The following is a 23,154-nucleotide window of genomic DNA, read 5'->3' as shown; positions in this document are numbered from 1 at the left end:
TTCCAATTATTGTGTTGCTGCATCGGTAATGACGATCTCCCCTTCATCAAAAAACACCTTCATTTTCATATTCTCGCTGACAAACCGGACGGGAAGCAGCGTAACATCCTTCCGGATAATGGCGGGTGAATCCAGCGGTGTAGGGACTCCATTGACATAGGCTTCTTTCTTGTCGATAATCAGCTCAATCTTGGTCGATTCCTTCGTCAGAGTGACCCGTCTTTCCTTAGGGTTCCAGTCCACCTTTGCCCCAAGTGCTTCTGCGATGAAGCGGATCGGGACCATTGTACGTCCTTCCTGCTTGAACGGAGCGACCTCCAGGGTGTAATTCTTTTCATCCACGCTGGCCTGCACCGAATCCAGTTTGAGTCCGATCGTTTTAAAGCCCAGTGGAGCATTGTTCACATAATTGGAGGACGGGTCACCGAACTTTACCGGACTCGTCATAACTGTTCCGTAGCTGGTTTCTACCTCTACCACATAGTACTCACCGTTTTTAATGGAACCGTTATTGCCGGCATATAGATCAAAATCCGCGCTTCCTCTAAAAGACCCTACAGGCTCTTTTTCATCATCCTTGAAGCCTGGTGTCACTGCTGTTTTGCCTTGGGCAATTCCGAGCAGCCAGCCGGTGCCGGCTCTGTTCGTTCTCCAGATCCCTCCGCTTGGTTTACCGTCTTTGTCGGTGCCGCGCAGGATGACTGATAACACCTCTGTTTTCTGTGCAAAATGAAGCTTCAGCTTAAAATGGGCATCGGGGCTGCCGTCAGGACCGAACTTGGCGATACCCGTCTGATCAGAAGTGAGGTCCTTCCAGCTGAATTCCCGGATCGCTACAGGTGCATAGGAAGTTGCATTCTCTGCATACGGAGTAACAGGAGACTTTACAGTACCTTTATCCGTGACAATCTCAAGAAAGTAATAATCTCCCGGCTTCATTCCGTTGTTATCCGAAGCGTATAATTCCAGTTGTGCTACTCCTTTAAAAGAGCCCAGCGTAGATACGAACCCGGAATTAACGGTTTTTCCGTCCTGGACTGCCACAAGCAGATAGCTTGTATCTGCGGCTGAATCCTTCCAGGTCTTCCAGATGCCCCGGTTGACCTCATTTCCTTGCGCGTCCGCCCCTTTCATCGTGACCGATTTAATCTCTGTTCCTTCACCGGCATCGATCAGCAGACTGAGGTGGCCGTCCCGGATACCGTCAGGCGTGCCTGCCTTATCCAGTGAGATGCGGTCATATTCCTTATCAAGAAACTCAAATTTCTTGATAAGAGTATCCTGTGATGCAGCAGTCTCTGCCGCAATTACACCGCCTCCGGCGGCAAAAGACAGCAGCAGTGCAGAACTTACACAAACGGAAAGAATTTTTTTACCAAACATGATATTAGCTCCTTTAAGTTTAGTTATGTGGTGTTTCCACATCTGAATAATATGATTTTAAGCAAAGCAAAGGCGCGCACAGCCTCCGAAATCCCCCTGTACTGAAGTCACCTTTGATTTCTTCTCCCTGCTAATCTACACTTCCAGATACCTTTTGAGCAGATCTGTAAGATCCATCTCATCGGCAGCCAGCCACTGCTTATCTTCGGCGTACAGCGTCCTCTGTACTTTAATAATTCCGCTCCGCTTTGCCAGACGGTTCATCTGGTTCTGCATGAACTTGGAATTGCAAAGAACGATGACTTGCTCGCAGTAGGGAATGAACCAGCGCTGAAGCTCTTCCCATATTTCCGTAACCTCGTGCAGAAAAGCAATAGGCTGGCCCTTGGTCATCATTTTGCTGTTATCAATCAGCAGCTTGACTTGACCGGGAGTTAACTTACGGCAGGCCGCTTTTAAATCCAGACATATTCGTTTGACCTCATCCGGATGCAGGGCCCCGGTCACTCTCCAGGCCAGCAGATTTTCCTCGATCCGCAGGCTGTAGCTGAACCGTTCTTCGAGCGGTCTTGCCAGCTCCTGTTTGAAGAAGGCGGAATGGACCGAGAACCGTTCATCGTCAAAAAAATAGCTGATGTCCACATCCAGTGTATTGCACAAAATTTCGATATTTTTAAGCGATACATTGCGTTCCCCGCGCTCCACGCTGCCTATATAAGTCCGGTCCAGCCCGGACCTGGAAGCCAGCATATCCTGTGACATGCTCGAGCGCAGCCTTAATTCTTTCAGCCGGATTCCAAAATCCTGTAGTATATCCATTCACCAGCACCCTTTGACTCTCTTATTTTATCTACATGTTAATCCAGATGCCGGCATGGAGTCGACGGACTATAAGTATCATTGAAAAAAATAATTTAAAATTCTGTGTATCCGCTCACCGGCTGTTTACAATAACCTGAATACCATGCTTCGGGCGCAGTGTCATCAGCGGCTCCATTTCAATCGGAGGATGCGCGGGAGCCAGCTTCAGCCGGTATCGCTGACCGATCATACACATGGCAAATACCATTTCCATCATTGCAAAATGATTTCCGATACATCCCCGCGGGCCGCCTCCAAAAGGAATATAGGCAAACTGGGGAATTCGTTTTAGCAGATCATTCTCAAAGCGTTCCGGAATAAAAGATAGCGGATCCGGAAAATACTCCGGGTTCTGGTGCATGGCATAAGGGCTGAACAGAATGGATTGCCCTTTCTTCACCGTAAGATGGCCAATTTCCACCTCTGCAGTGGCCGACCGCCCGGTAAAAAAGGTTGGTGATCGCAGCCGCATGGCCTCTCTAAGTACATTCTGGGTATAGGTCAGCTGCATATAAGTAACATCTGTAGGATCACTGCCGCCTAATACACGTTCCCATTCCTCGTACAGCTTTTCTTCCACCTCAGGCTGCTGCAGGATATACGAGAACGCCCAGGAAAGCACGTTAGCCGAAGTTTCATGGCCTGCGATAAACATAATCATCAGCTCGTCACGCAGCTCCTGGTCCGTCATACCCGCGCCGTTCTCATCTTTCGCAGACAGTAATACGGAGAGCAGATCTCCTTCGCCTTGCCCGGGGTTCTTTTTCCGCTGCTGAAGAATGGTATAGACGGCTTGGTCCAATTCATGCAATGCCGTGACATAAGCCCGGTTTTGGGCCGTCGGGATGAACAGGGGAACCGGAAATAAGGAACGCATACGCTCCGAGCACATCCGGTTAATCAGCTCGTAGGGTTCACGGATGGATTCGGTATATCCGCCCCCCTCCAGGCTGAACAATGTTTTTGCAATGACTGCAAAGGTAATATTCGAGATATCCTCCGTCAGGATCCGGCGTTCGCCGGGCATCCATTGATTTAGCTCCTTTCGTACCGTTTGAACCATCTGCTCTGCATAACTCTGAATGTGGGCTCTCGTAAAATGCGGCTGTATCAGCTTTCTGACCCGTTTGTGTTTAGCTCCTGTACTGGTTGCCACACCGTCACCGACAAACAGGCGTGCTTCTTTAAAAGCTTTAAGTTTAATAAAATGCTCCTGCTTGGTCAGCAGAACCTCTTTTAGAAGGTCCGGATCATAGATAACGTACATCTTCTGAGGACCGAACCGTATTTGTGCCACCCCTCCGTAGTCTTTTTGCAGCTCTGTCAGAAATCCCGCAGGATCCTTCCGGTATTCCATTAAATTCCCGCTCAGCCAGGAACCCTTGGGTCCGTGTGGAGCATACTTTTTTTCTTGCGCAGCTTTCATCTTGTGATCTCTCCGTTTCATCTCTCTATTCCGGCGCAGCGGCTGCCGTTAACAGTTCATAGCTTATAGCGCCGGCACAGCATTGGGGAGGATGAACTTTTTTCACCCCCCTGTGCTCCCAAGGGTGAAAAAAAATCACCCTACCAGCACGGGAGATTCCTTTGTTATACTATGGCTAACCTGTAATTAGAGTATTGGAGGGTATGCAATGGAGCGTATTCGTGTCATGTTAGTGGAGGATGATCCCTTTTGGCAGCAGAACATAAGCGCTGACTTGTCCGAGGAGCCGGATATTGAGGTTGTAGCTGTTGCCGGCACGAAAGAAGAGGCGGTTGAGGCGGCGTTCCGGTATCCTTTGGATATCATTCTGATGGACATTAATCTGACCGGTAACAATCTCGATGGTCTGGAAGCCGCCAAAGAGATATTGTCCAGGCTTTATGAACAGGGGGTTAAAGTAATCATGCTGACCTCACTGACCGAAAAGGAGATCATTATGAAATCATTCCAATACGGTGCGCTCAATTACATTACCAAGCTGAGTTATAAAGATATCGTACGGGCAATCCGGGAAGCGCATGAGGACCGTTCAACGATTCACGCGGATGCCGCACGGGTGATGCGCAGTGAAATTCAGCTGATGGAGCTGTCGCCTATGGAGCGGGAGGTGTTCGATTTGAGAAAAGAAGGCCTCAGCAAGCAGCAGATTTCCGATAAGCTTCATAAATCAACAAATACCATTAAATCCCAGCTAAAGAGCATCAAGAATAAACTCACTTATTTTAAAAGCGACTGACAGACTTGCTCACAGGCACAGACGAAAGGATGTCTGGTTCCGCAGACGCTTGATAGCGCTGAACCGGAAAATGAAGCATTACGGTTGTCCCTTGACCCGATTCTGCATTTCCGATGGTCAGCCTGCCGCCGTGTTTACGCATGACTGACAAGCAGTAGGACAGTCCGAGCCCGTGATTATATGGATTTTTCTTGGTGGTATAAAAGGGTTCAAAGATCTTCCCCAGCTGATCCTTCGGTATGCCGCTTCCATTATCGGTCACCTCAAGGGTAAAATAACGTTTGGTTTTGCTTGTCCGCAAGGAAATAAGGCCGCCTGCAGGTTCGATGGCATCCATAGCATTATGGATAAGGTTAGACAGCATCTCCTTGAAATGCAGCGCGTCGCAGATTAACTCACCGCCTTCCTCCTGCCGCACTACTGTCCGGACTGCCCGGCTATCCAGCATCGGCTGCATCGGCTGAAGGACGGCTGTCAGCAGATCCTCAATGCAGTTATGTGTTTCACTCAGCACAATATCATCGGCCTTGTCTTTTATTCTGCCTACCATATCCATTAGATGGGAGGTAACCTGATGAATTTGTTCGATAGACTGCAGTGATTTGTCCGGCTGGCTGCTATGAATATAACTTTCCGTCTTTTCGGCCAAGTAATTGATTTTTTGAATTTCATTTTTGATAGAGTGATTCAGGATCGAGACTCCCATTGTAAGTGCACGCATGGAGACATCCATTCTTTCCCGTTCAATTCTGAGCTTGATGCCAAGAAACCCGTACTTCACCGTGTAAATGATAATTATAGCCACCAATGCCAAAATGACCACCACGTTGAATTTCCACGCGCCGTTACTCTCCAGATTGAAGATCCCCTCCCCCATCCTTAAGGAGTGAAAGCCTACAAAGTCAGTGATAAAGGCAAACAGAGTACCACACGTGAATAGCAGGCCGGAACGTTTTTTATTTCTTTTGGCAAAATACTCTGTTTCTCTGCGGTACGCGAGATAATAAAATGTATAGCCCACGAGCAAATAAAAGCCTGCCCACCAGCGGAAGGCCGCAATGTCGAAGACGCCCCAGGGCTGATGCAGCAGCTGGACGGCCAGCAGCACCAGCGCCGGTATTGCCAGTACCGCAGAAGCCAGCACCTTCAGTCTATAGGAACGAATGGCCCCGTGCCATACTCCGCCCATGCACACAAAGTAGGGAAATATGTAGAAGTAAATGGTCATTGCCGCAATACTTAACTGATAAATGAATCCGCTGAGGGAGGGTGACAACCACTCCCGGGGCACCAGGAAAGGCATAATTACAAGATGAATAGAAAAGGCAAAGCTGGCCATCCCACCGGCAATCAGCATCATCCCGTTCCAGAAGCTTGTCCTGATATTATATGTAAGGAAGATCCCGCCGATTGTCCATAACGAGAGAAACATCAGTATATAAAATATTTTCAAGACTACTCCCCGCATTCGAATAAGTTTTATGGATTCCAAGCTAATTTTATATTACCATAATGCTCTGATTTGGTATATTTTGTTATAGAAATATTTTGGTTTTCAATTCCAGGAGAAACTTTTTAAACCCGGCCAGCGTCTAACTTAAAGCCGGATACCTTTGGTTAATTTACCCATATTTCCAAAATACATAAAAACGGGGGATTCCCAATGAAAAAATGGTCAAAACTGCTGGGCCTGATTATGGGCTTAGCGGCTTCTGTAAGTGTCTCCACAGCAGGACCCGCGGCAACAGCCGCTAATGCTGCCAATGCAGCAGAAACAGCCGCCACTGCATCTAACATCGCTTCTTACGGAAGTAATCATCTTATCAAAAATGACGGCAGTCTTTGGGTCTGGGGCGGCAGCCGTTCCGTACCCACGCAGGTTCCGGGTCTGCAGGAGGTCCAGGCTTCCTTCAGTCTGTATGACGGGGCATTCATCACCGCCAAGGATCACTCAGTCTGGAGATGGCAGACTAACGCCAGGACACTCGCCATGGAAACTGTTCCAGTCAACGAGCTGAGCAACCTGACCGGACTCTACGCGATAGGCGACCTGTACATTGCACTTACTGGAGAAGGCGCTGTATATAAAGCTGTTATGGGTGCGGATGGTATTACCATGGGTCCTTTCGAATCCGTTGCCGGTATTAGTCAAGTGGCTGCGGTCTCCATGTATTATGAGAATAATGAGCAGGATTCCTGGAGACGGATCCTTTTGCTTAAGACAGACGGTTCCGTATGGACATCCATCGATGAATTGGCCACCTTTCAGCCAGTTCAAAACTTAAGCAATATCACCCAGCTGGACTATAACTATGCGCTGCATCAAGACGGCACCGTGTGGAGCTGGCCGATACAATCGAGAAATGAGCCCGGCACCGGAAGCACCGTATTGGCACCTGCCCGAATTCAGAATTTACAGAATATCCGCATGATTCAGGACAACGGGTGGACTTCCCTGGCGGTTGACGGTGACGCTAAATTATGGTTCTGGGGCGCTACCGTTTCAGGGTTCTCCGACGGCACGACCTATCATACACAGGCTGTTCCTGTACGCTTTACCGGTCTCAGCAATGTGACGGATGCCCATATAATTGAACGTTCAATTGTAGCTCTAACTGCGGAAGGAAATGTCTACACTGCCTCCATCGACGGTGAATCCATTGCACCAGGGGCAAAGTTCACACTCCTGGCCTCTGATGTAGCTTCTCTGGAAGCAGGCGGCCGGCATATCATTATGCAAAAAAATGACGGGACCCTCTGGGGCTGGGGCGTCAACAAAAATGCCCAGCTCGGTTATGCGAATTATGATTTCAGCTTTGAGAAGCCTGTGCCCATGCAAAAGCCGATTGCTGTTTCTCTGAACGGTCAAAGGGTCAGCCTGACGAATGGCGTTATTACCCGGGCCGGGCAGAACTTTGTCCCTCTCCGTTCCCTGTTTGACAAACTGGGAGCCACCGTAGCTTACAAAGAGGATATCCAGACGAAGCCTGCCGGACCGGATAAACCGGGCGGAACGCTGATGACTGTGGACAAAAAGGTAACGATTACCCGCACAACGGCCGGAAAAACGCCTCTATCCATCGTAATCAATACGGTCAGCGGAGCAACTACAGTGAACGGTAAGGAAGTGACTTTGGCGACCCCGCCTTTTATCGTGAACGGGACCATTTACCTGCCGCTGCGCTTCATCAGCGAGCAGCTCGGGGCCAAGGTCGATTGGCTGCCGCAGCAGGAAGAAATTGCGATTACGATGAAATAAGCATTTTGCAGGACCCAAAAGCAGCGGCCCCGCCCTCCACACTAGTGGGAGACGGGGCCGCTTGTTGCAGCTACTTATGTCTGCGGCATTATCGTTGAGACGTGCTGCATTAGAGAGAAGAGGCTGGATATTTCGAAGGAGACACGGGGCAGAAGCACTATAAGTGTATTTCATACAGCTATTTAACGCTGCATTGGCTGATTTTTTACTTTAATTGCAGTCCATACAACTAAAATCCGTATTAAACGCCTTCCACGCTCCATTACACTTATTTAACTGTACGAAATACAACTAAAGTTCTTTCTGCCCACAAATACGTCATTTTAGTTGTATGAAATGCAGCTATCCCGCTGCCGCAACAGTTACAGCGGCTCCCCAAACCCGGAAGCCTTCTCCTTCATCGCATGCTCCAGCCGTACCCTCAGCCCCGCCAGCCACTCCGGTTCATGCTCCCAGCGCTCAGCCGTGGATCTTATAATACGCGCATACCCGTACAGATTGGCAAAGCGCCGGCATGCCTCCGGGGAAGGCCCTGTTTCAGACAGCGTATACTTGCTCCGGTATCCCTCCAGGAAGCTGCTCTTCATAACCTCCTGTTCATCGGTTGCTACGTCCTCCAGCAGGCTGTCCAGCGCCTGTCCGATGTCTGCCGCATACCAGTGGTACATGCTGTCATCAAAGTCGATGACGTTAATGGTACCGGTGGCTTCATCATAGAACACATTATCTTTTTCAAAATCATAGTGAATCAGCCCATAATTGTCTGGTGCAACGGATAATCCGTTAAAATAGTCCGCCAGCAGGTCCGCTTCTGCTCTGGCCGCATGCTCCAGCGGAAATTCCGCCAGTACATCCTTGATCCATTCCAGCACATCCCGATGGCTCCACCTTTTACCGCCCTTAAGTTCATAGCTTCTTGACAACTGATGCAACTGCCCCAAAGCCTCACCGTATTTATAGACTACCCGGTCACTTAGACCGATGCTGGACAGCTGCTTGCCCGCCACCTTTTTAAAGACAGAAGCATAATAATCTCCCCACGGGGTCTGCGCTTCCACAAGTTCAGCTCCTCCGCTTGCAGGCACACTTTCCAGTACCCCGTACCCGCAGGTCTTCAGGTATGTAATGAACTCAAGCTCTGCGAGCAGATTGTTTTTAAGCTTTTCGGACTGCGGTGCGAACCTCAGCAGCTGAGTGTGCCCGCCAGCCTGGAATGGATAGACGGCATTGGAGGAAATCCGGTAATGCCGGAACATCCCCAGCGATTCCGGATCATACTCCCAGTTTTTCAGCAGCATCTCGGCCAAATCCGGATTATTGAACAAATACTTTAATTTTAACACGCTTATCAACAGCTCCTTATAATGATCAGTAGCTTAATGTTACTACGATGCTGAATCCGGAGCTTTGGATTTAATAGCTATATCCATTTTCTACCTCCAATGCTTGCCATACTTGCAACCAACAAAAAAAGTGCCCCGCCAGCCACAACCATGACTGACGGAACACTTCATTATAAAGGGATTAAGACAAACGGCCGCTAAAGTCGCTGTACTCGAACTCGCGGATCACCTTGATGCCCTCTTCGTCATTGTACGAAGCGATGGCCGGCAGGTTCACGCCGTTGAACATGTGGTTCTTCACCATGGAATAATGCGCCATGTCGAGGAAGATCAGCTTGTCGCCGTATTTCAGCGGCTCAGGGAAAGAGTAATCCCCGATCACATCTCCCGCCAGACAGGTCATGCCGCCGAGTCTGTACGTATACGGGAACTCTCCAGGCAGGCCGGAACCGATAATACCCGGACGGTAAGGCATTGCCAGGACATCCGGCATATGACATTCAGCGGAAGTATCGAGAATCGCAATGTCCATTCCGTTATGCATGGTGTCCAGTACAGTGGCTACCAGATATCCGGTATTAAGGGCAATCGCCTCGCCCGGTTCCAGGTATATCTCCACATTATACGTTTCCTTCATATGCAGAATGCACTTGATCAACGTCTCCAGATCATAGTCGGGACGGGTAATATGATGACCGCCGCCGAAGTTCAGCCATTTCATGTTATGCAGATACTGGCCGAACTTCTCTTCCACCACCTTGAGCGTGCGCTCCAGGGTATCCGAGTTTTGTTCGCACATCGTATGGAAATGAAGCCCCTCAATGCCGTCCAGTTCTTCCGGACGGAAGTTCGGCAGGGTTACGCCCATACGGGAGTAGTTATAGCAAGGATCATACAGCGGTACTTCAATCTCGGAATATTCCGGATTGACACGGATACCGCAGCTGATCTTCTTCGGTGCGTTCTGCACCCGTTCCTTGAACCGGTTCCATTGGTCAAACGAGTTGAACACAATGTGGTCGCTGTAGCCGAGCAGCTCGTCGAATTCGCGGTCTACATAAGCCGGTGCATAGACATGGACCTCTTTGCCCATCTCCTCGAAGCCAAGACGCGCTTCGAAGAGGGAGCTGGAGGTTACACCATGCAGGTATTTGCCGACCAGCGGGTACATGGAATGCATGGAGAAGCCTTTTTGTGCCAGAAGAATCTTGGCTCCGCTGCGCTCCTGCACATAATTCAGAGTTTCCAGATTCTTCGTCAGCAGGCGTTCATCCACGAGATAGGCAGGGGACGGCAGCATGCTGATATCAATATCGATTTCTTTAATCTTCATGATCCTAGCGTCCTAATCCAGCAGCGTCGGCGAGAAATCTTCTTGCCAAGGCAGCCCGTGTTTGTTGAGGGCATCCATGAACGGATCGGGATCGAATTCTTCAATATTGTGTACGCCCGGTTTGTTCCAGATGCCTTTGATAATCATCATAGCCCCGATCATTGCAGGTACACCGGTTGTGTAAGAGATCGCTTGGGAGCCAACCTCTCTGTAGCACTCTTCATGATCGCAGACATTGTAGACATAATACGTTTTTGGCTGGCCGTCTTTGGTACCTTGAATAATGCAGCCGATGTTTGTTTTACCTTTGGTTCTTGGTCCCAGGGAAGCCGGGTCAGGCAGAATGGCCTTCAGGAACTGCAAAGGAATAATCTCTTTACCTTCATACATAATTGGCTCAATGGAAGTCATACCGACGTTCTCAAGCACCTTCAGATGAGTCAGGTAGTTCTGCGAGAAGGTCATCCAGAAGCGGATTTTCTTCACGCCCTTGATGTTCTTAGCCAGGGATTCCAGCTCTTCATGATACAAAAGATAGATATCCTTCGGACCGATCTCCGGGAGATCGTATACTTTTTTCTCGGACAGCGGTGCGGTTTCAATCCACTCGCCGTTCTCGAAGTAACGTCCGTTTGCTGTAATTTCGCGGATATTGATTTCAGGATTGAAGTTGGTGGCAAACGGATAACCATGGTCGCCCGCGTTCGCATCGACAATATCAATCGTATGGATTTCATCAAAATAATGCTTCTGCGCATACGCAGTGAATACGCCGGTTACACCCGGGTCAAAGCCGCTGCCCAGCAGTGCGGTAATTCCGGCCTTCTCGAATCTTTCCTTGTACGCCCACTGCCAGGAATATTCGAATTTTGCAGTATCCTGCGGTTCGTAGTTAGCTGTATCTACATAATGGACTCCGGTAGCCAGGCAAGCATCCATGATCGTCAGATCCTGGTATGGGAGAGCCACATTAATCACGACATCCGGCTGGAAGCTCTTGATCAGTTCAATGACTTCTTCCGTGTTGTCCGCATCAAGCTGAGCCGTAGAAATCTTCGTCTGGCCCCCGTCAAGTTTCTCCTTGAGAGCATCGCATTTCGCAACCGTACGGCTGGCAATGCAGATCTCTTCAAATACATCCGGGTTCTGGCAGCATTTATGCACAACGACGCTTGCTACACCGCCAGCGCCAATAATTAACGCTTTTCCCACAATTAATAACCCCCTAAATTTGCTTAAGTTATTAGTTATTAGCCTTGCTGCTGCTCTGGATCCGATTCGTCTACACTCATTTACGTTTCATCAAGCTTGACAGGCTACATCCTATGAAAAATCAACAACGCTGATTATACAGAAACATTCCCAATAAATCAATAAAAAACGACAAAAATTGATATGTTCTCTGTAAAATCTAAGGATTTCTCCATTAATACTCTGTTATTCACCGTAATACACTGGAATGCTTCGTTTTCCTGCGCTTACTACCTAAATTTCCAAACAGCTGTGCCGGCTGTTCCAGAGTAATAACCCTACAATTGACCAACCGGACTATTGTATCACAGCAGAGGTATTCTTCATACAATTTATTTAAAAATGAATGAAATCCTTCTCCTTCCTGCCAGGCAGCAAAAGGGCGTAATATATCCTTTTACCCGTTTCTGTTCCCGCGTTAACTGTAGAAACGGTACTGCTGACCTCTGGAACAGGAATGGACCGATCATCAAGGTTGTTATAGGTTGCCCATTTTATCCAAGTATTATTGAGATACGCCCTGCAAATTGCATTTAGCAGCAACTCCGTCTGAGGCAAAGCACTTCGCTGGAAGGCTTTAACTGTATTTTCTGCAACTAAAATCAACAAATTCGGCATAACAATCGCTTTAACTGCACTTTGTACACTTATATAGACCGCATTTTGCCAAAAGATCACCTTTCGCTGATTTTAATTGTATAGAATACACTTACTTTTACGAATCCAAGTTTTGGCGGACTTTTAATTGCACGAACTGCAGTTATCCGCCGCCATAAACAAAAAAGAAGCGGCATCTCTGCCGCTCCAGCCCTTCCATCCGTAAAATCATCTTGAGGCTATTCCCCGGACTGCCGTGCCCCTCCGAACAGCCACTTCAGTGCCGGAGGAAACTGCCGGCTGAAAAACATCAGGTCATGAGTACCGTCGGGATCGCCTTCGAGTACCAGGTTCCCGCTGCCGAAGCCCTGTGCAAGCAGCAGCTGATGCGCCATTCTGGTGCGGCCGACCATTTCTTTTTGCACATTAGTCTTATAGCAGCCTTCCAGATCGCCAACGTACATATAAATCCGCTGCTCCGGCCGCTCTACCGGATGTTCCCGCATGTAATCAAGAATGCCTTCGTACCAGAAGGATGCCGAGAGCAGGCCAATCCGCCCGAACACCCCTGGATACCGGTAGGAAGCATACAGCGAGATCAGGCCGCCAAGCGAATACCCGATAATCCCCGTATGCTGCGGTTCATCCAGCGTCAGGTAATTCCTGTCGATATAAGGCTTAATCTCTTCAACCAGCGCCTTCAGGTAGTCCTCTCCCCCTCCGCCGAATGCAGGTGCTCCAGAGGTCACCGCAGGCAGGGGCCATGGAGTATAGTCATGATTCCGGTCCGCAGAAGCGATACCGACAAGGATCAGTTCCTTCAGCTCCGCAGCTCTGAACAAGTGGTCCAGGTAATTGGCCGTATGCTTCATTACACTGCCTTCGTCCTGCAGATATACTACCGGAAACCGCCTGTTCTCTACGCCATAGCTGTAAGGCAGACGTATGACCAGCTCCCGTCCGTATACCGTAAGGCGGATATACTTTACTCCCATCTTGTCATTTTCTCCTCCGGGCCTCCGCAAGCAGCGGGGCGTTTATCTCGTACGGTTTCTGAACAGCAGGAAGATGAAATACGGCACTCCAATAATGGATATCACAATCCCCACAGGCAGCTGGGTTGGAGCAAACACTGTTTTGCCGATAAAATCAGCCAGGATCACCATCAGCATGCCGATCAGACCGCATAACGGGACGATATATTTATAGGTATTGCCGATCAGGCGCCGGGCAATATGCGGGGCAATCAGTCCGACAAAACCGATACTTCCCGAGACAGACACACAGGCGCTGACCAGTCCAACACAGCAGAGCAGCAAAATCTGCCGCTCCTTGTTCACAGCTACGCCCACCCCTTTGACGCTGACCTCATGCAGCTGCAGCAAATCCAGCACCGCCGCACGCCGCCAGATGACCGGAGTCAGAATGGCCAGCCAGGGGAGCGTGGAGAGGATCTGTCCCCAGGTGGCATTGTAGACGCTCCCCGCCAGCCAGACGGTGGCCATTTCGAAGTTTTCCGGGTCCATCTTGAGTGACACATACAGAGTTACCGCTCCGAAGCCCGAGGCTAAGGCGATTCCGACAAGAATTAACTGCTGCGGATGAAATTCGCCCTGGTTCCTGGCAAACAGGTAGAGAAGGACGATAGATACCAGACCGCCGATGAATCCGAACATCGGCATGCTCATCACCGAAATCCAGTCCGGCGCTTTGATGCTGCCTCCGGTGAAGAACATGAACACAACCACAAAAGCTCCGGCAGCCGCATGGATGCCCAGAATTCCCGGGTCTGCCAGCGAGTTGCGGGTTATCCCCTGCAGCACTGCCCCGGCAATCCCCAGTCCGAAGCCGACGAGTGCCCCGAGCAGAATACGCGGAAGCCGGAATTCGAAGATCACCAGATCATGATCGGCTACCGGATTAATGCGCAGCAGTGTGCGCACAACATCTCCCGCCGAAATATCAAACGTGCCGTTAGTCAGGCTGATATAAATTCCAATGACCGTCAGGGCCATAATCAGCAGGAACAGGCTCCAGAAGGCCGGTGCCTTGGATTTAGGTTTCATTAACACAATATCCTCAGGAATGACTGCCGCCCCCTCTCGTCTTGATCAGATAGAGGAAGAAAGGCACTCCGAACAGCGCAGTTACCACACCGACCGGCGTCTCAAACGGAAAATTAATGTACCGGCTGATAAGATCACAGAAGGCCAGAAAGAAGGCTCCGGCAAAAGCGGCAAACGGAATGATTCTGCGGTAATCCTGCCCGACCAGAAACCGCGCAATATGCGGAATCATGAGGCCGATAAAAGCGATTTTGCCTGCAATAGCTACAGAAATTCCGGTGAGGAGCACGACACTCAGCATCGTCAGCGTTTTGATCGCACCCACCTTCAGACCCAAACCGGCGGCAGTCTCGTCTCCGAGCGACAGCATCGTCACAGGCCGGGCCATCAGCACGGCAAGCAGCAGTCCTACAACGGCGAATGGAACCGCCAGTCTGATCATTGCCGGGTCCATCATATGCAGGCGGGCGTTGTACCAGAAGCTGATATTTTGCGATACCTGGAAATAGACGGCCAGCGCCTGCGACACTCCGCCGAGGAACGTGCCGATGATCGTGCCCAGCACCGCCAGGGTCAGCGGAGATACGCCCCCGGGCAGCAGCTTTGCCATACCGAAGACCAGAAATGCCCCCAGTGCGGAACCTGCAAGTGAATACAGAATCATCGCCATGGACGAGGCCTCAGGCAGGAATACCATACACAGTGTAACAGCAAATACCGAACCGTCACTAATCCCCATAATGGACGGGGAAGCCAGGTAATTTCGTGTCATCCCCTGCATCAGGGCTCCCGACACCGCCAGGAAAGCACCAATCAGCAGCGCACCCGCTGTACGGGGAATCCGTGAAGTCTGGACGATCACATGGTCAATATTGTCCGGGTCCATATGAAAAACGGCATCCCGGACCGCAGCAAAACTCATGGATTTCGTCCCGTATGCTACGGATAATACGCTAACAGTAATAATGAGCACAGCCCCCAGCACCAGCAGAAAAGCTGTCTTAACTCCGCTTGTCCCCTTCAATGTCATCCCACTCTTTATGTAACTTTTGGATTGATAATATCATTGATAATGATTATCAATTAGAAGTATAACGAAGGCGGGTAACCAGTACCATGGACAAATTGCGGAACAACTATGGACGATTGGCCGGAAGCAGCTGCAGAAGCTGGCGAAGCTTCCGCAGCTGGGCGTAAGCGGAATCCTCGCGCCACGGATCCGAGCTCAGTCCATGAACATGATGATGCTGGACCGCGGGAATTCTCAGCCAGTGCGGATCATTCTGCAGCTTCTTCCATTCCGCAAGGGTAGCGTATTCCTGGCGGATCAGCATCAGCAGATAATCCGGCTGCAATTCCGCAAGCCTTGCCGGCGTGACAGGAACGTTGTACACCTTCTCTCCGCACTCGTAAGCCGGACGCAGCTCAAGCTCACCGTACAGGAGACTTGCCATGCCCTCGTTGCAGTGAAGGAACAGCTGGCTGCCCAGCATGCGGAGGACCGTGACAGAACGCTGGCTTACCCCTTCATGCAGGTGTTCCTTGGCTGCCCTTACCTCCCAGTCGAAGGTTTCCAGCCATTGACCGCACTGCCACTCTTCACCCAGAAACCGGGCTAATTCCTGAAGCTGTCCGCGCCAGTCAGCGCTCTCCCTAAAGAGATCATGCACATCTGCAATCCGCTCAAGCCCGGCCCTCTCTTCATCTGCCAGCCCCGGCGGAGCAAGGATAAGCTCAGCTCCAGACTGTTTAAGCAGCTCAATATTGGACAGCCACTCCTGATTATTGCGGTAGGCGCTGATGTGCACAGGAATATCGGCACGGTAGTTCCGGTAATAATATTCCGTCCATTTCGGATGCAGCGCCGCCGCGTACGGAGTAATATTCAGCGGCAGCAGCTGGCCGAGCAGACCCGGTGTATACGCGGCCAGCTTGCGCCGGCGGCTCTTCATATAGACCGCAGGCGGTATGCCGATCATCTTCTTGAATTTACGGCTGAAATAGAATTCATCGGCATATCCGACCTTGTGGGCGATATCCCGCAGCTTTGCACCGCTTTCTGCCATCAGCCGCTTGGCCTGCTGCAGGCGCAGCTCAGCCGCGTATTCCAGTGCGCTTTTACCATATTTTCTCTTATACAGATCCACGAAATATTTAGCGCTGAAATCAGCAGACTGGGCGATCTGTTCCACGGTCAGCGCCTCTGTATAATGGGCTTCTATGTATTGCTTGGCTTGCTCAAGAGCCGAATTTGTATCCCGCGTACGGTGCAGGGTGCCTGTCCGGAGCTCGTACAGCAGCTCCTGAAAATGAAGCTGATCCCGGTAGCCGATACCCCCGTCCGCTTGCCCGGAAAGCAGACACAACCTGTTCCATTTGGCAGTCATCTCCCTGGAGGGATGGAACTGCAGCCGGCCGTCCCCCTGATACAGCCGCATACCTTTAACAGGAATAAGATACCCGGTATCTTCTAACTTTCCGTGGGAATACACCTCAAAATATAAGATATACATCTCCAGGCCCCCGGCGGGCTGCACGGTTCCACAGGTCTGTCCCGGCAGGAGAATCAGCGCCGAACCTGCACCCAGCTCATACTGGGAGTGATCAGCGATAAACTGTGCAGAACCATTAGTTACCACTGCAAGAGCATAAGAGAAAAGCAGCTGCTGCCCAGGATAAGCCTCTCCAGTTCCTTTTAGCGCCTGCACAGACAGAAGCCGGAACGACAGCCGGTCCCAGTCCATTGAATTCCCTTGTTCTTTTATAGAAGCTGACTGTTGTAAGGGTTGAACAGATCCCATTACCTTGCACACCACCCATGCTGGACTGATTTATATACTTCCAGTATATTGATAATCATTCTCATTGGCAATAACGGTCTCTCTTCATTAAAAAATCCCTTCCCCGTCAGAAGACCAAGGAAGGGATTTTTTATTTGTAATTATTCTGCGGTGTGATCCACAGAGGCTGCTTGAATGTTGCCGTATGCCCAATACTGCGCAGGGACATCCGTCCACTTTTGCGCCGCGCTGGTCAATGGAGCGATACCCAAGGCACGGTTAATGATGGTTACTGCCTCCGCACGTGTTAACGATTGGTTCGGACGGAAGGTTCCATTCTCATAACCGGTAATGATACCTGCCCGGGCTGTCATTTCTACAGCTGCCTGAGCCCAATGGCCAGTGATATCGCTGAAGCTGACTGCATTTTCCCCGGCAACCGTAATCAAACGGGACAGAATCGTCGCCATTTCGGCTCTTGTGATTGTTTGGTTAGGTTTGAAGCTGCCGTCCTCATAACCTTTCATGATTCCGCTGCTGCTTACCAGGCTGATTGCATTTACTGCCCAGTGTCCGGCAGTAACATCATTGTAAGCAGCGCCGGAAATAGCAGGTGACTGGTTAAAGGTACGGGCGATAATGCTGGCAATTTCTGCACGGGTAATGCTTTGGTTCGGCTTGAAAGTGCCGTCGGTATACCCCGTCATATAAGCCTTCACTTCAACCGCAGGATCCTGTGCAAGAACAACTGTAAATGTACTGAATTTATTTACACTGAATTGAATACCGGATTTGCCGGTTTGGCCAAAGGGTACAATCTCACCCTTGACGAGTTCTTTCGTACCATCGCTGTGCTCAATGAATACCGCCAGCTGGTTCAGCTCTGCTGGTGTCAGCGAAGCATTGCTGATTGGCAATACGAGCGTCACCGGACGGCTTTGCAGGTTAGTCTCAATTGTCATTGGACGGCCTGCGAGCGTTACCGATGTAGCGCCGGTTACACTTTGAATCTGCGCTTTCGCGCGGGCTTCCGCATCTGACGCCTGCTGCTGTGACTTCAGCGGCACCAGATTGAAATAAATATCCGGGCCGAATCCGGCCATAGAGCTGCCCGGTATCTTCACTTCTGCATTCACGGTGAAGATATCCAGAGTGATTTGGTTATCGGCCAATTGCTTGCCGGAAGCTGCAGGAATGCTCAGCTTTGTTTCTGTAACCTCATCATTTGTATCAGGAACAATGATTCTGGCAATATTGGATCCGGCTGTCTTGAGCTCATTGATTGCCCGGATCACTTGGTCCACAGTGAACGTTAACTCATCTTTTTTCATGCCGCTTGCGTCCGTCAAACGGGTAATGGAAACGGATGATACGGTAGAACCTTGTGCTGCACCATTCTCAACATTTGCAGGAATCGTTTCTGTTGTAGAGGATGGAGCACTAGGTGCTGGTGCTGCAGGCGTTGAAGGTCCGGGTGCTGATGGTCCAGGATCAGATGGGCCAGGATTAGATGGACCAGGATCTGGCGTAACAGGTACAGGAACGGTTGCGAAGTTCCAGACAGTTTTATCCGCAAAGCCAGCAAAGCTGTTACCTGCCTCATCTCTTACTGCATCAGGCTGAACTACTACATAGTAGCTGGCACCTTGTTTCAGCAGACCATTGGTGTTAATGGTAACAGTAGCATTCGTAATGCTGACTAGCGCTGTATTGTTCGCTCTAATCGACGCTACGGCTGCATCATCTGCCGCATTCATAATCACGAAATCTGCATCCCCTGCAACTACATTCTCATTAAAGAAGAGCGAAAGCGCAGCAGACGCCGGTACATCTACAGCTTGATTTGACGGGCTGAAAGCTGTTACCAGCGGCGCCGCTGTATCAGGCAGGCTGGTTGTCATAAACCGCCATCCGGTGATGCCTGAAATGCCGGCAAAGCTGTTGCCTGACGGATCTTTAAATGCGCCTTCTGTAATACGTACAAAATAACTTGTACCATGTTCCAGATCGTTAGCCGGATTAATCGTTACCACGTTGTCTACAATCGTTACGCTGTCTGAATTAGCCGGGATCGTCACCACCGGATTGATTTCATCCGTGCTTTTAAAAATCTCAATGCTGCCGTCCGATTTCATTACATTCTCGCTGAAGGTAAGAACCAGATTCGTGTTAGGGGCTACTTCTGTGGCCCAAGATTCTGGTGAATATGTGCTTACCGTTGGCGAGATTCTGTCAGGTTCACTCATTGTTCTGAAGAACCAGACAGTTTCGCCTGAGTGGCCAGCAAGTCCTGCATAATAATTGCCTGCCAAATCTTTAAAGGCCCCGGATTCAATCGCTACATAGTAACCTTTACCATACTCCAGAACGTTCGTCGGATGAATCGTCACGACATTATTTACGATGGATACATCCTTGGCTAAAATGTTTGCTACTGGTTTGTCAGTTGCACTATTGAAAATTACAATATTGCCTTCCCCGGCCACTATATTCTCGCTGAATGTAAGGGTCAGACTGGATGCAATTGCGACGCCTTCTGCCCCGGGCACAGGTGAAAATGCAATTACAGTTGGTGCTGTTGTATCCGGTGCAGCAGTTGTAGTGAACTGCCAGGTGGTGCTGTCAGAGATACCGGCAAAGTAGCTGCCTCCGGCACCTTTAAATGCACTAGGCTCGATAGTCACATAATAGTTAGTAGCATAAGCCAGGTCGATAGGCGGATTAATTGTCACCATATTGTTCTGGACCGTTACATACGGAGTATTAACAGAAATGGTCATTAATGCATTATCGCTATCCGTACTGCTGTAAATTTTAATGTTGCCATCGGCCTTCGTCACATTCTCACTGAACGTAAGTACAAGATTAGCATCTTTAGCTATACCTGTTGCCGCGTTTACAGGAGAATACGTGCCTACTGTCGGCGGTGCACCGATTGTAGTAAACTGCCAGGTTGAGTTGTTCGAAATACCGGCATAATTGTTGTCTGATGCATCTTTGAATGCACCGTCTGCAATGTGTACATAGTAGCTTGTACCATAGGCAAAATTATTTTCCGGATTGATCGTCACCACATTTTCGGCAACCGTTACATTTTCTGAAGTGACAGGAATAATCACTGGCTGGACATTGCCCTGCGCACTGCTGTAAATCTCAATGTTCCCGGTTCCCTTCTGTACATCCTCACTGAAAGTAAGCACAAGATCGGCTTCAGTAGCTACACCTGTTGCCCCTTTAACCGGCGAAAGCGTGCTTACTGTCGGCGGTGTCGTATCCGGTGCTTCCCGTGTTGTGAAATTCCAGGTTGTGCTTTCAGAGATACCGGCGTATTTATTGCCTGCTGCATCCTGGAAAGCCTCGCCATCAATGATCACATAATAATCAGTATTGTATTCAAACGAATTATACGGGCTAATCGTCACCGTCTTGCCATCAACAGATACTTTTTCTGAATCAGCCAAAATTGTCTCTACCTCTTCAGGATTGCCTTCCGTGCGCTTGAAAACTTTAATATAGCCGGTCTCAGCCTTTACATCCTCATCAAATATGAGCGTCAGTTTAGCGTCAGTGGCAACTCCCGTAGCTTCGTCCTCAGGAGAATACGTCTCTACCGTTGGAGCTGTCGTATCCAAGGCTGCAACAGTCTTAAACTTCCATGTACCATTTTCGATCGCTACGTTACCTACACTTTGACTCTCGTCATAGAAGGCATTCGCTGTAACTGTGACCTCATATTCTGTACCTTTATCCAGATCTTTTCCCGGATTAATCGTCACTTCATTCTCTATTACTTTTACCCTGCTGTCGTTCACAGGGATTTCTTCAAAGAGAACAGATTCAGCCGGGTTTGAATCTGTAATTTTATGAATAGAAATTTTTCCTGTAGCAGCCTTTACTTTCTGATTGAAAGTAAGTATCAGATCTGCATCGACTTCTATATCCTTCTCAGAAGGTTCTGGAGACTGACCAATAACCCTCGGCATATTGAGAACTGGCTGGGAAATAATCATCACGCCGGAATCGCCGACAGCGATAAACCGGTTTAGTTCGGCAAAATACCCAATGGCATTAAGCTTATCGGTAGTACCTGTAGTCTCTATGTGTGAATTCGCCCAAAGATCGTCTGAGGAAAACACTTTCCCGCCATCTCCCGCAGCCATAAATACACCGTTTCCGGAGGCAACTCCATTCAGATTCACTTGTGAATCGGTTGTATACACTGCCCCTTTTGTATTATCCGGGGAGGTAATAACCGTTCCGGACGCGCCAACCGCCACGAATTTATCGCTGCCGTAGGTGATGTTGTTCAAGTTGTTCAACCATCTGGCGTCCACTTTGGAACCTTCGCTGTTCTCTTTGGAATCGTCTTCGTCCTCTTTTGGTGTTTTTACTTCCCATTTAACCCCATCCAGAGAAAAGACTATAGTACCGTCAGCACCGACAGCCACGTATTTACCGTTGCCGTATGCGACAGCAGTTAAATTTTTTGCGGTCTTACTGTCACTGGCCTTAGTCCAACTAATTCCGTCTGTAGACGTTACAATTTTCCCGCTGTTGCCTACCCCAACAAAACCATTTGCGCCATAAACGACACTGTTAATCGTTGTATTGTCCACCGGCGGCATAATAGGTGACCAGTTGGTACCATTACTGCTGGTCAGGATCTGGCCGTTCGCGCCGACAGCCACGAACTTGCTGCTGCCATAAGCAACGCCGTTAATATCGCCAGTCGTGCCGCTGACAACCTTCGACCAGATTCGGCCGTCGGTGGAAGTACCGATCAATCCATCAGTACCAACGGTAATATAAGTATTATTGGCGTAAGTAATCGCCTTCAGTGCGCTTGGGGCGATGGAGCCGTACTGCGCCCAATTGCTTATTCCGTCGGGGTTGATAGTGGCAAACATAGTGCCATTAGAGCCAACTATAAAATGTTCCTGCCCGGTATAAGTTACTTTCAGGAGACTATTCGTAGTATTGGCTACCGGGATCAGATCACTCCAATCATCCGTTCCGTTGATTGAATGGATCATCTTGCCATCATTACCAACTACGACAAACTTGTTACCGTTATAGGTGACACTATTGAAAGCGAGCTCCATGAAACGTATCTTTGTTGTCCAAGAGTTTAAAGCACCAGGAGCACTAACTATATCTCCTTTATCTCCAACCGCAACAAATTCATTTCCTCCATAGCTGATGCCCTTCAAATTATCAGTTGAATCAGAAGACTGCTCCAACCAGTTCAACCCATTAGTAGAGTTAATAATTTTGCCGCCATCACCGACAGCAACAAATTTACCAGCCTCATAAACGATATCATTCAGATTAACATCCACGCCAGAAACAGCAGCATTCCAAGCAGCGCCATTGTCATTAGACGTAAGGACCGTTCCTGAATCGCCGACTGCGATTAATTTGCCATCGCCATAAGCGATTGCGTTCAGGTTTGGCGTTGTACTCGTAGTATTTCCCGTCTGATTTATCCAGGATATACCTTCACTGGATGTTAATACTGTTCCTTTATCGCCAACAGCAACAAACTGGCTGCCCGTATAAATAACGTTGTTCAAGTCTTTAACTACACCTGAATTACGAATCGTCCATGCCGAGGAGCCGCCAGATGTCGCAACAACTCCTCCTTCGCCCACTACAACCAGCGTCGCATTGTTCGCTCCGCCCCTGGCTACAGCACTTACCTTGTTACCGCTTGGCAGCGGACTAAGATTCTCCCAGCTTGTAGGAGCCGTCTCCTCCGGCAGGGCATATGCAGGAAATGCTCCTGTTAAAATCATACTGATCATGAGTAACAACGAGATATACTTCTTAAGACTCCTGCTCATTAACAATGTAACACGCTCCCCCTTATTCATTCATCATTTTCCGTCCGTTGTGTAGCAAGTGCTGCTGCGTTCTGTATTTGCTCCCTTAGCTTTCGCATTCTCCTCTCACCTTGCTTTGCTGCGGACAGAAAACAATTAAACCTAAATGTTAGTCCATACCTTTGATCCATTCTATCAGGCCGCTCTGAACAAACTCTTAACAAATCTCGACAAAAA

15 protein-coding genes are annotated in these 23,154 nt (G+C 49.4%); 2 read left to right on the top strand and 13 right to left on the bottom strand.

Going from position 1 to position 23,154, the window contains the following annotated elements; genetic code table 11:
* Positions 1 to 6: 6 nt before the first annotated feature.
* From C2I18_RS22255 to C2I18_RS22245, 3 genes are all read right to left on the bottom strand, one after another.
* Positions 7 to 1,383 (bottom strand): copper amine oxidase N-terminal domain-containing protein, encoded by a 1,377-nt coding sequence (locus tag C2I18_RS22255; protein ID WP_249897915.1) that lies wholly within the window; start codon positions 1,381 to 1,383, stop codon positions 7 to 9.
* Between the two features lie 135 nt (positions 1,384 to 1,518).
* Positions 1,519 to 2,202 (bottom strand): helix-turn-helix domain-containing protein, encoded by a 684-nt coding sequence (locus C2I18_RS22250; RefSeq protein ID WP_249897914.1) that lies wholly within the window; start codon positions 2,200 to 2,202, stop codon positions 1,519 to 1,521.
* A gap of 115 nt (positions 2,203 to 2,317) precedes the next feature.
* On the bottom strand, positions 2,318 to 3,670 hold the full coding sequence (locus C2I18_RS22245; protein ID WP_249897913.1) for a cytochrome P450: 1,353 nt from the start codon (positions 3,668 to 3,670) through the stop codon (positions 2,318 to 2,320).
* A 208-nt stretch (positions 3,671 to 3,878) separates the two neighbouring features.
* Between C2I18_RS22245 and C2I18_RS22240 the strand changes: the two genes are divergently transcribed.
* Positions 3,879 to 4,466, top strand: coding sequence for a response regulator transcription factor (locus C2I18_RS22240; RefSeq protein WP_249897912.1), 588 nt, complete (start codon positions 3,879 to 3,881; stop codon positions 4,464 to 4,466).
* Here the strand turns inward: C2I18_RS22240 and C2I18_RS22235 are convergent.
* Positions 4,453 to 5,898 (bottom strand): sensor histidine kinase, encoded by a 1,446-nt coding sequence (locus tag C2I18_RS22235; protein ID WP_249897911.1) that lies wholly within the window; start codon positions 5,896 to 5,898, stop codon positions 4,453 to 4,455. The two genes, C2I18_RS22240 and C2I18_RS22235, sit on opposite strands and share 14 nt — an antisense overlap.
* A gap of 231 nt (positions 5,899 to 6,129) precedes the next feature.
* Here C2I18_RS22235 and C2I18_RS22230 point away from each other — a divergent pair, with 231 nt between their 5' ends.
* Positions 6,130 to 7,725, top strand: a complete 1,596-nt coding sequence (locus C2I18_RS22230; protein WP_249897910.1) for a stalk domain-containing protein — start codon at positions 6,130 to 6,132, stop codon at positions 7,723 to 7,725.
* A 362-nt stretch (positions 7,726 to 8,087) separates the two neighbouring features.
* Here C2I18_RS22230 and C2I18_RS22225 read toward each other — a convergent pair whose 3' ends face one another.
* From C2I18_RS22225 to C2I18_RS22185, 9 genes are all read right to left on the bottom strand, one after another.
* Positions 8,088 to 9,068, bottom strand: coding sequence for a phosphotransferase enzyme family protein (locus C2I18_RS22225; protein ID WP_249897909.1), 981 nt, complete (start codon positions 9,066 to 9,068; stop codon positions 8,088 to 8,090).
* Between the two features lie 181 nt (positions 9,069 to 9,249).
* The gene (gene nspC / locus C2I18_RS22220; protein WP_249902201.1) at positions 9,250 to 10,386 is read right to left on the bottom strand and encodes a carboxynorspermidine decarboxylase; all 1,137 of its coding nucleotides are present in this window, start codon (positions 10,384 to 10,386) and stop codon (positions 9,250 to 9,252) included.
* Between the two features lie 27 nt (positions 10,387 to 10,413).
* Positions 10,414 to 11,613 carry a saccharopine dehydrogenase family protein gene (locus tag C2I18_RS22215; RefSeq protein ID WP_090715366.1) on the bottom strand — a complete coding sequence of 400 codons (1,200 nt, stop codon included), beginning with the start codon at positions 11,611 to 11,613 and terminating at the stop codon, positions 10,414 to 10,416.
* A gap of 375 nt (positions 11,614 to 11,988) precedes the next feature.
* The gene (locus C2I18_RS22210; protein WP_249897908.1) at positions 11,989 to 12,330 is read right to left on the bottom strand and encodes a hypothetical protein; all 342 of its coding nucleotides are present in this window, start codon (positions 12,328 to 12,330) and stop codon (positions 11,989 to 11,991) included.
* Between the two features lie 158 nt (positions 12,331 to 12,488).
* Positions 12,489 to 13,244: an alpha/beta hydrolase gene (locus C2I18_RS22205; RefSeq protein ID WP_249897907.1), complete on the bottom strand. Its 756-nt coding sequence runs from the start codon at positions 13,242 to 13,244 to the stop codon at positions 12,489 to 12,491.
* A gap of 42 nt (positions 13,245 to 13,286) precedes the next feature.
* Complete coding sequence (locus C2I18_RS22200; protein ID WP_249897906.1) at positions 13,287 to 14,315, bottom strand: FecCD family ABC transporter permease; 1,029 nt, start codon at positions 14,313 to 14,315, stop codon at positions 13,287 to 13,289.
* Between the two features lie 13 nt (positions 14,316 to 14,328).
* Positions 14,329 to 15,339: a FecCD family ABC transporter permease gene (locus C2I18_RS22195; RefSeq protein ID WP_481857831.1), complete on the bottom strand. Its 1,011-nt coding sequence runs from the start codon at positions 15,337 to 15,339 to the stop codon at positions 14,329 to 14,331.
* Positions 15,340 to 15,451: 112 nt separating this feature from the next.
* On the bottom strand, positions 15,452 to 17,059 hold the full coding sequence (locus C2I18_RS22190; RefSeq protein WP_249897904.1) for a helix-turn-helix domain-containing protein: 1,608 nt from the start codon (positions 17,057 to 17,059) through the stop codon (positions 15,452 to 15,454).
* A gap of 197 nt (positions 17,060 to 17,256) precedes the next feature.
* The gene (locus C2I18_RS22185; RefSeq protein WP_249897903.1) at positions 17,257 to 22,899 is read right to left on the bottom strand and encodes an Ig-like domain-containing protein; all 5,643 of its coding nucleotides are present in this window, start codon (positions 22,897 to 22,899) and stop codon (positions 17,257 to 17,259) included.
* Between the last annotated feature and the right edge of the window lie 255 nt (positions 22,900 to 23,154).

The sequence above is a fragment of the Paenibacillus sp. PK3_47 genome (assembly GCF_023520895.1).
Taxonomy (GTDB): domain Bacteria; phylum Bacillota; class Bacilli; order Paenibacillales; family Paenibacillaceae; genus Paenibacillus_AQ.
This window is presented reverse-complemented; position numbering and strand designations above follow the sequence as displayed.

What these genes read in the sequence shown, in the direction of transcription:
- C2I18_RS22255 (WP_249897915.1), bottom strand. Translation starts at nt 1,383, where the DNA reads ATGTTTGGTAAAAAAATTCTTTCCGTTTGTGTAAGTTCTGCACTGCTG.
- C2I18_RS22250 (WP_249897914.1), bottom strand. Translation starts at nt 2,202, where the DNA reads ATGGATATACTACAGGATTTTGGAATCCGGCTGAAAGAATTAAGGCTG.
- C2I18_RS22245 (WP_249897913.1), bottom strand. Translation starts at nt 3,670, where the DNA reads ATGAAAGCTGCGCAAGAAAAAAAGTATGCTCCACACGGACCCAAGGGT.
- C2I18_RS22240 (WP_249897912.1), top strand. Translation starts at nt 3,879, where the DNA reads ATGGAGCGTATTCGTGTCATGTTAGTGGAGGATGATCCCTTTTGGCAG.
- C2I18_RS22235 (WP_249897911.1), bottom strand. Translation starts at nt 5,898, where the DNA reads ATGTTTCTCTCGTTATGGACAATCGGCGGGATCTTCCTTACATATAAT.
- C2I18_RS22230 (WP_249897910.1), top strand. Translation starts at nt 6,130, where the DNA reads ATGAAAAAATGGTCAAAACTGCTGGGCCTGATTATGGGCTTAGCGGCT.
- C2I18_RS22205 (WP_249897907.1), bottom strand. Translation starts at nt 13,244, where the DNA reads ATGGGAGTAAAGTATATCCGCCTTACGGTATACGGACGGGAGCTGGTC.
- C2I18_RS22200 (WP_249897906.1), bottom strand. Translation starts at nt 14,315, where the DNA reads ATGAAACCTAAATCCAAGGCACCGGCCTTCTGGAGCCTGTTCCTGCTG.
- C2I18_RS22190 (WP_249897904.1), bottom strand. Translation starts at nt 17,059, where the DNA reads ATGGACTGGGACCGGCTGTCGTTCCGGCTTCTGTCTGTGCAGGCGCTA.
- C2I18_RS22185 (WP_249897903.1), bottom strand. Translation starts at nt 22,899, where the DNA reads ATGATCAGTATGATTTTAACAGGAGCATTTCCTGCATATGCCCTGCCG.